Below are 10,489 nucleotides of genomic sequence, written 5' to 3' on the forward strand. Positions count from 1 at the left end.
ACATGGTGTGAGGTATGGCGCGGATCGTCCTCAAGTTCGGCGGCACGTCGGTCGGCGACATCGACCGCATCAAGAACGTGGCCCGAAAGGTCGAGCAGGAAGTCAAGGCGGGGCATCAGGTCGCCGTCGTCGTGTCGGCGATGTCCGGCGTGACCAACCAGCTCGTGAAATACTGCAACGACATCGACAAGCTGCACGACGCGCGCGAGTACGACGCCATCGTCGCTTCGGGCGAGCAGGTGACCTCCGGTCTCCTCGCCATCGCGCTGCAGTCGCTCGGCATCCAGGCGCGGTCCTGGCTCGGCTGGCAGATTCCCATCTACAGCGACGAGACGCACGGCAAGGCGCGCATCGTGTCCATCGACACGGCGGAGCTGGACAAGCGGATGAACACCGGCGAGGTCGCCGTGATCGCCGGCTTCCAGGGCGTGACCGAGAGCGGGCGCATCACCACGCTGGGCCGCGGCGGCTCCGACACCTCGGCGGTCGCCCTGGCGGCGGCGCTGAAGGCCGACCGCTGCGACATCTACACCGATGTGGACGGCGTCTACACCACCGACCCGCGCATCGTCACCAAGGCGCGCAAGCTCTCCAAGATCACCTACGAGGAGATGCTGGAGCTGGCGTCGCAGGGGGCGAAGGTCCTGCAGACCCGCTCGGTCGAGATGGCGATGAACCACCGCGTGCGCGTGCAGGTTCTGTCGAGCTTCGAGGAGGCCGCCGGCAGCGCGCTTCCCGGTACCCTTGTTGTTGACGAGGACGAGATCGTGGAAAAGGAAGTTGTGAGCGGCATCGCCTACAGCCGCGACGAGGCGAAGATCACCCTCATCGGCGTCGCCGACCGTCCGGGCGTGGCGGCCAGCATCTTCGGTCCGCTGACCGACGCCGCCGTCAATGTCGACATGATCGTCCAGAACGTGTCGGAAGATGGCAAGTCCACCGACATGACCTTCACGGTCGGCAAGGCCGACATCGCCCGCGCCGTCAAGGTGCTGGAGGACGCCCAGGCCGAGCTGAACTACAAGCGCATCGTCTCCGACGCCAACGTGGTGAAGGTGTCGGTGATCGGCGTCGGCATGCGCAGCCACGCCGGCGTCGCGCAGCGCATGTTCAAGGCGCTGGCCGACAAGGGCATCAACATCCAGGTCATCTCCACCTCCGAGATCAAGATCTCCGTCCTGATCGCCGAGGAGTATGCGGAGCTGGCGCTGCGCGCGCTGCACACCGCCTACGGGCTGGACGCGGCCTGAGCCGGGTGAAGGGGGAGGGGCGGCGATGACCGACGCCAGGTCCGACTCCAGGTCCGACGTGGTCGCAGGCGCCCGACTCGACCGGCTGTGGGAGCGTGGCTGCGCCTTCCTCGGCACGCGCACCGCCATCATGGGCGGTGCGATGAGCTGGGTGTCGGAGCGCCACCTCGTCTCCGCCATCTCCAACGCCGGGGGCTTCGGCGTTCTTGCCTGCGGCTCGATGCCGCCGGACCTGCTGGCGGCGGAGATCGCCGCCACGCGGGCGCTGACCGCGAAGCCCTTCGGCGTCAACCTCATCAACATGCACCCGGACCTCGACCGTCTGATCGACGTCTGCCGGGAGCTGGCGGTGAGCCATGTGGTGATCGCCGGGGGCTTCCCCAGCGGCGCCACCATCAAGCGCATCAAGGACGGCGGCGCCCGCGCCATGGCCTTCGCCCCGACGCTGGTCAGCGGCAAGCGGATGGTCAAGATCGGCATCGATGCCCTGGTGATCGAGGGCACGGAAGCCGGCGGCCACATCGGCCCCGTCTCGACCACCGTCCTGGCGCAGGAGATCCTGCCCGACCTGCGCGAGGTCCCGGTCTTCGTGGCCGGCGGCATCGGGCGCGGCGAAGCCATCCTGTCCTATCTGGAGCAGGGGGCGGCGGGCGTGCAGATCGGCACCCGCTTCGTCTGCGCCACCGAGTCCATCGCGCACCCGCGCTTCAAGCAGGTCTTCATCAAGGCCTCGGCGCGCGACGCCCAGGCGTCGGTGCAGATCGACCCGCGCTTTCCGGTGATCCCGGTGCGGGCGCTGGCGAACGCCGGGTCCAAGCGCTTCATGGAGCTTCAGCGCGAGGTCATCGGCCGCGTGGACCGCGGCGAGACGACGCGCGACGCCGGCATCCTGGAGATCGAGCATTTCTGGGCCGGCGCGCTGCGCCGCGCGGTGATCGACGGCGACGTGGAGAGCGGCTCGCTGATGGCCGGGCAGAGCGTCGGGCTGGTCACGCGCGAGCAGCCGGTGGCCGAGATCATCGGCGACCTGATCGCCCAGGCCGAAGCGGCGCTGGCCGCCCGCTGCCCATCGTCCTCCGACCGGTCGCCCGAGGCGGGCGAGCAGCCGGCCATCCTGGGGGCGGCGTGAGATGAACGGCGTCGTGGGCGATATTCCCGCCGGCTCGCCGGGCTTCGACGGCGCCGCCTCGCGCCGTCTGCTGGCGCGGCTGCGCGACGTCATGGCGGGCACCGGCTCCGGCCAGGAGCGGCTGGACAAGATCGTCACGCTGATCGGCATGGAGATGGGGGCGGACGTCTGCTCCTGCTACGTCATGCGGGCGGGCGAGGTGCTGGAGCTGTTCTCCACGCTCGGCCTGAACCAGGACGCCGTGCACAACACCCGCCTGCGCGTGGGCGAGGGCATCGTCGGCGACATCGCCGGCCACGCCCGGCCCATCGCGCTGGACAACGCGCCGTCGCACCCCAGCTTCGCCTACCGCCCGGAAACCGGGGAGGACCCGTTCCTGTCGCTGGCCGGCGTGCCGATCCTGCGCGGCGGCAAGGTCCGCGGCGTCCTGGTCATCCAGCACAAGGACCGCCGCCGCTACACCGAGGTCGAGGTCGAGACGCTCCAGACCATCGCCATGGTGGTGGCCGAGCTGGTCGCCCAGGGCGAACTGGTCAACCCGCAGGAGGTCGCCTCCACCGGCGACCCGGCGCTGCTGCCGGCGCGCCTGTCGGGCACCTCGCTGGCCAGCGGCCTGGCGATGGGGCTGGCGGTGATCCACCGCCCGCAACTGACCATCCGCCAGATGGTCTCCGAGGACGCGGAGAGCGAGCTGGCGCGGCTGAACGCCGCCATCGCCACCATGCACAGCGCGATCGACGACCTGCTGAACGCGGCGGCGCTGGCGGGCCTGAGCGAGCCCAAGGACATCCTGGAAACCTACCGCATGTTCGCGGAGGACCGCGGGTGGCTGTCGCGCATCCGCGAGGCGATCCGCATGGGTCTGACGGCGGAAGGTGCCGTGCAGCAGGTGCAGAACGACACCCGCGCCCGCATGAGCCACCTGACCGACCCCTACATCCGCGAGCGGCTGCTCGATCTGGAGGACCTGACCAACCGGCTGCTCCAGCACCTCGCCGGGCGCAAGTCGGAGGCGGACGGCGGCACGCTGCCGGAGGACATCGTCCTGGTCGCGCGCTCCATGGGGCCGGCGGAGCTTCTCGACTACGACCAGCGCCGCCTGCGCGGCGTGATCCTGGAGGAAGGGTCGCCGTCCAGCCACGTCTGCATCGTGGCCCGCGCGCTGAACATCCCGGTGGTGCAGGCGCCCGACGCGCTGAACCGGATCGAGCCGCTGGACCCGGTGATCGTCGACGGTGACCACGGGCAGGCCTTCGTCCGCCCGGCGGAGGACATCCAGATGGCCTTCGCCGAGGCCGTCGCCCTGCGCGCCCGCAAGGAGCAGATGTACGAGGCGATCCGCGCGCTGCCCTCGGTGACGCGGGACGGGGTGCCGATCTCCATCCAGTTGAACTGCGGCCTGCTGATCGACCTGCCGCACCTGAAGGCCAGCGGGGCGGAGGGGATCGGCCTCTACCGCACCGAAATCCCCTTCATGGTGCGCTCCACCTACCCGGACGTCCACGCGCAGACCGACCTCTATTCGCGCATCCTCGACCAGACCGACGACAAGCCGGTGGTCTTCCGCACGCTCGACGTCGGCGGCGACAAGATGCTGCCCTACATCGCGGCCAGCGAGGGGGAGGAGAATCCGGCGCTGGGTTGGCGGGCCATCCGCATCGGGCTGGACCATCCGTCGCTGCTGCGCCAGCAGCTGCGCGCCCTGTTGCGGGCGTCCGCCGGGCGTCCGCTGTCGGTGATGTTCCCGATGATCGCCGAGGTGGCGGAGTTCGACGCCGCCCGCCGCCTGCTCGACCTGGAGATCACGCGGCTGGAGAGCCAGGGCGGCGAACCGCCGAGCCGCGTGCGCGTCGGCACGATGATCGAGGTGCCGGCGCTGCTCTGGCAGTTGCCCGCCCTGCTGCCGCGGGTGGATTTCCTGTCGGTCGGCTCCAACGACCTGACCCAGTACATCTTCGCCAGCGACCGCGGCAACCCGCGCACCTCCGGCCGCTACGACCCGCTGTCGCCGGCCATGATGAGCCTGCTGCGGCGGCTGGTCGAGGCCTGCGGCGACGCCAACGTCCCGGTCAGCATCTGCGGCGAGATGGCCGGCCGGCCGCTCGACGCCATGGCGCTGATCGGCATCGGCTTCCGCACCCTGTCGATGTCGCCGCCCTCGGTCGGGCCGGTGAAGACGATGCTGCGCTCGCTCGACGTGGCGGCGCTGCGCCAGTACATGAACGGGCTCTACCTGCGCGGCGACCACAGCCTGCGCGACAAGCTGCGCAGCTTCGCCAAGGACCACGGCGTCATCATCTGAAGCCGCGCCCGAGGCCGCCGCCGCCCCCGCTTGCTCCACCCCGGAGCCATATCCGGCGCCGCCGCCCGCCGCGGCGGCGTTTTGTTACAGCGGTTCGGGCGAAGGGCGTATACAAGATGGCAGGATCACGGTCTTTCCCGGTTGCGCCGCCCACGCGGCTGGCGTACCCATGCCGGGGGTGCGACCACAAGTCATCCGAGGCGACGGTACGGTTGAGATGATGGCCAAGCGCAAGGTTTTCGGCTCCTACGACCCCGCGCAGGACGGCCCGGCGCAGACCGGCCCCAGCGTGTCCGACACCCTGCGCGAGACGCGCGAGAGCCTCGGCTACGACCTGCGCGAGGTCGCGACGATGCTGCGCATCCGCTACCCCTACCTGCAGGCCATCGAGGCCGGCCGGTTCGAGGACCTGCCGGGCACCACCTACGCCGCCGGCTTCCTGCGCTCCTACGCGGAATGCCTGGGGCTCGACCCGGACACCATCCTCACCCGCTACAAGGACGAGGCGGCGGGCCGCACGCGCAGCCAGCAGCTCTATTTCCCGACCCCGGTGCCGGAAGGCCGCATCCCCGGCGGCACGGTCCTGCTCGGCACGATGGTGCTGGCCGGCATCGTCTATGGCGGCTGGTACTATCTGTCGGCGACCGACCGCTCGATGGTCGATCTGGTTCCGACCCTGCCCGACCGGCTGGTCTCGCTGCTCGACACGCTGCCCTTCAACGCCAGCCAGAACGGTGGCGGGCAATCCGCGTCGGTGCCGGCTCCCCTCGAATCGCCCGCCGCCCCGGCGTCCGTCCCGACCGTGATGGCGGAGGCTCCGCCCGCCCCGGCGGTTCCGCCGGTGACCGCCCCGCCGGCGGCGGGTGGAGCGTCCACGGCGGCGCCTGCTCCGTCGGCGCCTGCCGCTCCGGTCCCGGCCGCCCAGACTCCCGCCTCTTCGGCTCCGGCGAAGCCCGCCCCGGCCCCTGCGGCGGTGGTCGCCCAGCCGGCCCCGACCGCCCCTGCCAAGCCGACCGCTCCCACGGCGGCTCCAACCCCGTCGGCCGCCCCGTCGGCCGCCCCATCGGCCATGGTGAATGTCCCGCCGCCCCCGGCGGAGGACGACGAGTCCGAAGGCGCCGCGCAGGAGCCGACGCCGCTCACCCCCGCCGCCCCGGTCATCGCCAGCCTGCCGCCCGTCGCCCCGGCGGTGCCGCCGGCCGCGGACGGGGCGCTGCCGTCGAAGGTCTACGGCACGCAGAACGCCGCCTCGCGCATCCAGCTCCGGGCCACGCAGGACAGCTGGATCCAGGTGCGCGACAACAACGGCGAGATCATCTTCACCCGCGTGCTGAAGCCGGGCGACGTCTACCGCGTTCCCGACCGCTCGGGCATCCGCGTGCGCACCGGCAACGCCGGCGGGCTCATCGTCGTCACCGACGGGGTGGACGGCGCGCCGATGGGCGCGGTCGGGCAGGTGCTGCGCGACGTGTCGCTGGACCAGCACGCCCCGACGCTGCGCGGCGCCGCCCATTGAGGACGGGCCGCCGAAGACAAGGCGGCGACGGCTTTTTCCCTTGAATCCGGCGCGGCGGACCGCACTTCAGGCGTGACGCCGGCTGCGCTATAAGACGCGCCGGACCCGATTCATGCCCCGAGGCCTCAGCCCATGAGCAGCGTGCGCGCCTACCGCCAGATCCTTCGCCGCAAGTCCCGCCAGATCCGGGTGGGCAACGTGCTCGTCGGCGGCGACGCGCCGATCTCGGTGCAGACGATGACCAACACGCCGACCGCCGACGTGGCGGCGACGGTCGCCCAGATCCAGGCGGCGGAGCGGGTGGGCGCCGACATCGTGCGCGTCTCCTGCCCCGACCAGGAATCGGCGCTGGCGCTGAAGCGGATCGTGCCGCAGGTCTCGGTGCCGATCGTCGCGGACATCCATTTCCACTACAAGCGCGCCATCGAGGCGGCGCAGAGCGGGGCGGCCTGCCTGCGCATCAACCCCGGCAACATCGGCTCGGCGGAGCGGGTGCGCGAGGTGGTGAAGGCGGCCAAGGACTACGGCTGCTCCATGCGCATCGGCGTCAACGCCGGCTCGCTGGAGCAGGACCTGCTGGAGAAGTACGGCGAGCCCTGCCCGGAGGCGCTGGTCGAGAGCGCGCTCAACCACGCCAGGATCCTGGAGGATCATGACTTCACCGAGTTCAAGATCTCGGTGAAGGCGTCCGACGTGTTCCTCGCCGTCGCCGCCTACCAGGGGCTGGCCGAGGCCTGCGACTACCCGCTGCACATCGGCATCACCGAGGCCGGCGGCCTGCGCGCCGGGACGGTGAAGTCGTCCATCGGGTTGGGCATGCTGCTGTGGTCGGGCATCGGCGACACCATCCGCGTCTCCCTGTCGGCCGAGCCGGCGGAGGAAGTCCAGGTCGGCTACGAGATGCTGAAGTCGCTGGGCCTGCGGCGGCGCGGCGTCACGGTCATCTCCTGCCCGAGCTGCGCGCGGCAGAACTTCAACGTCATCAAGACGGTGGAGACGCTGGAGGCGCGGCTGGCCCACATCACCACGCCGCTGACCCTGTCGGTCATCGGCTGCGTGGTCAACGGCCCCGGCGAGGCGCGCGAGACCGACATCGGCCTGACCGGCGGCGGCAACAACACCCATCAGGTCTATCTGTCCGGCGTCACCGACCACCGGCTGAAGGACCAGAACATCGTCGACCACCTCGTCGGGCTGGTCGAGAAGAAGGCCGCCGAGATCGAAGCGGCCAAAGCCGCCGAGAAGGCCACCGAAAAGGCGGCGGAAAACGCCGCCGAGTGACGGAACCGGCGCGGGCGGACAATTTGAACTAGGGACGCTCCGTGCCATCCGTGCTTAAATCCGCGGCAACCGTACCATCCTTGTCGGCCGTGCCGCGGCCTGGGCCAGAGTCAGAGTGACCGCTTCCTATTTCGTCATCGGCGCCAGCCATCGGTCCTGCTCCGGCGCGATCCGCGACCGTCTGACGACGGAGGAGGCGGAGGTGCCGGCGATGCTGGAGCGGCTGGGCGCGGCCGGCATCACCCAGGCGATGTGGCTCAGCACCTGCGACCGGGTCGAGGTCCAGGCGGTGCACGAGCGCCCGAACGAGGCCGCTCTGACCATCGCGGGCATCATGGCGGAGCGGGTGGGGCTCAGCGAGCCCGACCTCGCCGGGCAGCTCTACACCCTGACCGGGCCGGCGGCGGTGCGCCACGTCTTCGCCGTCGCCTGCTCGCTCGACAGCCAGATCGTCGGCGAGCCGCACATCCTGGGACAGGTCAAGGCCGCCCACCGCCACGCCGCCGCCGCCGGCCTGTCCGGGCCGGAGCTGGAGGGGCTTCTCCAGGCCGCCTATGGAGCCGCCAAGCGGGTGCGCCGCGAGACGCCGATCGCCGAGGGCGCCACCTCGCTGGTCGCCGCGGCGGTTCAGGTGGCGCGCGACCTGCACGGCGACCTGAAGCGCTGCACCGGCCTGCTGATGGGGCTGGGCGACATGGGCGCCCTGGTGCTGGAGGGCCTGCGCGAGGCCGGGCTGGGCCGGCTGACCGTCGCCGCCCCGGTGGATCGCCGGGCCGAAGCGGCGGCGCGGCGGATGGACAGCCACTTCGCGCCCTGGGCCGATCTCGATTCGGCGCTGACCAGCGCGGATATCGTGGTGACCGCGGCGGGTCTGGGGCGCTATATCCTCTCCGCACCGCAGTTGGCGGCGGCGTTGAAGCGCCGGCGCCGGCGCCCGGTCTTCGTGGTCGACGCGGCGATCCCCGCCGACGTCGATCCGGACGTCGCCGGGCTGGACGAGGCCTTCGTCTACGACCTCGCCGACCTGGAGCGCGTGGCGCTGCAGGGGCGGGTGGGGCGCGAGGCGGCGACCCAGGCGGCCTGGGCCATCGTGGACGACGCCCTGGCGGCCTTCGCCCGCCACCGGGCCGAGCGCGCCGCGGTGCCCGCCGTGGCGGCGCTGCGGACGCATTTCGAGACGGAGCGGCGGCGCCTGCTGGACGAGCAGCGGGGGCTGGACGCGGCGTCGGCGACGCGGCTGCTGGTCAACCGGCTGCTGCACGGCCCGTCCGAGGCGCTGCGCGCCATGGCGGCGGACCCGGACGGGGCCGGTCTGGCGGAGCGTGCGGCGGCGGAGCGGCTGCTGTTCCGGCTGTTCCGGCTCGACGAGCCTGCCGGAGGCGGCCTGGCCGACACCGGTCAGGGCGCCGGAAGCGATTTGGATAAGGACGAGCGACGTGAGCCTGGACGAGAAGTTCAATAGGGTCGTGGCCCGCCATGACGAGCTGCGGGACGCGATGGCGGCGGGGACGGTGGACCCGGCGGACTTCGCCCGGCTGTCGAAGGAATACGCCGACCTGACCCCGGTGGCCGAGGCCATCGCCGAGTTGAAGAAGGCGAAGGCGGAGGCCGCCGACTTGGCGGGCATGATCGCCGACCCGGCGGGCGACGCCGACATGAAGGCGCTGGCCGAGGAGGAGTTCGCCGACCTCACCCGCCGCATCCCCGCCTTGGAGCGCCGGGTGCAGATCGCCCTGCTGCCCAAGGACGAGGCGGACGAGAAGAACGCCATCCTGGAGGTGCGCGCCGGCACCGGCGGCGACGAGGCGGCCCTGTTCGCCGCGGAGCTGTTCGAGATGTACCGCCGCTACGCCGGGCTCCAGGGCTGGCGGTTCGAGACGATGGAGGTCAGCGAGACCGGCATCGGCGGCTACAAGGAGGCCATCGCCAACATCACCGGCCGCAACGTGTTCGCCCGGCTGAAGTTCGAATCGGGCGTCCACCGCGTGCAGCGCGTCCCGGCGACCGAGACGCAGGGGCGCATCCACACCTCCGCCGCCACCGTCGCGGTGCTGCCCGAGGCGGAGGAGGTGGACATCCACATCGACGAGAAGGACCTGCGCATCGACGTGTTCCGCTCCAGCGGTCCCGGCGGCCAGTCGGTGAACACGACAGACAGCGCGGTGCGCATCACCCACCTGCCGACCGGCCTCGTGGTCAGCCAGCAGGACGAGAAGAGCCAGCACAAGAACAAGGCCAAGGCGCTGAAGGTGTTGCGCGCCCGCCTCTACGAGCGGGAGCGCGCCGAGAAGGACAAGGTCCGCGCCGCCGACCGCAAGAGCCAGGTGGGCTCCGGCGACCGATCGGAGCGCATCCGCACCTACAACTTCCCGCAAGGGCGCGTGACCGACCACCGCATCAACCTGACGCTCTACAAGATCGAGAAGGTGATGGCCGGCGAGGCGCTGGACGAGCTGATCGACGCCCTGACGGCCGAGGACGAGGCGGCCCGGCTGTCGGAGCTGCAATAGGGCGGGTTGGTCAATCCTCCTCCGGAAGTTTCGGCCCGCCGATGGCGGCGAGGATCGTCGCCGCCACCCCCTCCGGGTTGTTCAGCACGTCGTTGTTCCAGAAGCGTAGGACCCGCCAGCCATGGTGCCGCAGATGGGTGTCCCGAGTGGAGTCGTAGGCGGAGTCGGCGTGCTGGCCGCCGTCGACTTCGACAACCAGCTTGGCCTGGATGCAGGCGAAATCGGCGATGTAGGGGGGAATGGGGTGCTGACGGCGAAACTTCCATCCGCTGAGCTGTTCACTGCGCAATTGGTGCCAAAGCGCTCGTTCGGCATCGGTGGGCTGAGTGCGCAGGTCGCGAGCGCGGTATTTCAGCTTGGAGTTCCGCATAGGTGTTTGTGTGGCGACACGGGCCCCCACCCTAACCCTCCCCCGCTGCGCAGGGGAGGGAACAGGACGTCGCACCGATCGCCCTCCCCTGCGCAGCGGGGGAGGGAGGGGACCCATGCAGAGCATGGGGA

Annotated in this window: 8 protein-coding genes; 7 read left to right on the forward strand and 1 reads right to left on the reverse strand. The window is 71.0% G+C overall.

What is annotated here, in order from left to right:
* The first annotated feature begins 14 nt into the window (after positions 1–14).
* The 7 genes from DXK32_RS25660 to prfA all read left to right on the forward strand — a co-directional run bounded on the left by DXK32_RS25660 (position 15) and on the right by prfA (position 9,988).
* Positions 15–1,250, forward strand: coding sequence for an aspartate kinase (locus DXK32_RS25660; RefSeq protein WP_035677976.1), 1,236 nt, complete (start codon positions 15–17; stop codon positions 1,248–1,250).
* A 25-nt stretch (positions 1,251–1,275) separates the two neighbouring features.
* A complete protein-coding gene (locus DXK32_RS25665; RefSeq protein ID WP_114861092.1) occupies positions 1,276–2,379 on the forward strand; it encodes an NAD(P)H-dependent flavin oxidoreductase in 1,104 nt (367 codons plus the stop codon).
* A gap of 1 nt (position 2,380) precedes the next feature.
* Positions 2,381–4,681: a phosphoenolpyruvate--protein phosphotransferase gene (gene ptsP, locus DXK32_RS25670; protein WP_114861093.1), complete on the forward strand. Its 2,301-nt coding sequence runs from the start codon at positions 2,381–2,383 to the stop codon at positions 4,679–4,681.
* A 217-nt stretch (positions 4,682–4,898) separates the two neighbouring features.
* Positions 4,899–6,197, forward strand: a complete 1,299-nt coding sequence (locus DXK32_RS25675; RefSeq protein ID WP_247877344.1) for a helix-turn-helix domain-containing protein — start codon at positions 4,899–4,901, stop codon at positions 6,195–6,197.
* A gap of 132 nt (positions 6,198–6,329) precedes the next feature.
* A complete protein-coding gene (gene ispG, locus DXK32_RS25680) occupies positions 6,330–7,478 on the forward strand; it encodes a flavodoxin-dependent (E)-4-hydroxy-3-methylbut-2-enyl-diphosphate synthase (protein WP_114861094.1) in 1,149 nt (382 codons plus the stop codon).
* A 115-nt stretch (positions 7,479–7,593) separates the two neighbouring features.
* The gene (gene hemA, locus DXK32_RS25685; RefSeq protein ID WP_114861095.1) at positions 7,594–8,940 is read left to right on the forward strand and encodes a glutamyl-tRNA reductase; all 1,347 of its coding nucleotides are present in this window, start codon (positions 7,594–7,596) and stop codon (positions 8,938–8,940) included.
* Positions 8,915–9,988 carry a peptide chain release factor 1 gene (gene prfA, locus DXK32_RS25690; protein ID WP_114861096.1) on the forward strand — a complete coding sequence of 358 codons (1,074 nt, stop codon included), beginning with the start codon at positions 8,915–8,917 and terminating at the stop codon, positions 9,986–9,988. The genes hemA and prfA overlap by 26 nt, the downstream gene beginning before the upstream one ends.
* Before the next feature lie 10 nt (positions 9,989–9,998).
* Here the strand turns inward: prfA and DXK32_RS25695 are convergent, their stop codons facing one another.
* Positions 9,999–10,484 carry an endonuclease domain-containing protein gene (locus DXK32_RS25695; RefSeq protein WP_348981604.1) on the reverse strand — a complete coding sequence of 162 codons (486 nt, stop codon included), beginning with the start codon at positions 10,482–10,484 and terminating at the stop codon, positions 9,999–10,001.
* Positions 10,485–10,489: the final 5 nt, after the last annotated feature.

The sequence above is a fragment of the Azospirillum brasilense genome, from assembly GCF_003349955.1.
Taxonomy (GTDB): Bacteria; Pseudomonadota; Alphaproteobacteria; order Azospirillales; family Azospirillaceae; genus Azospirillum; species Azospirillum brasilense_B.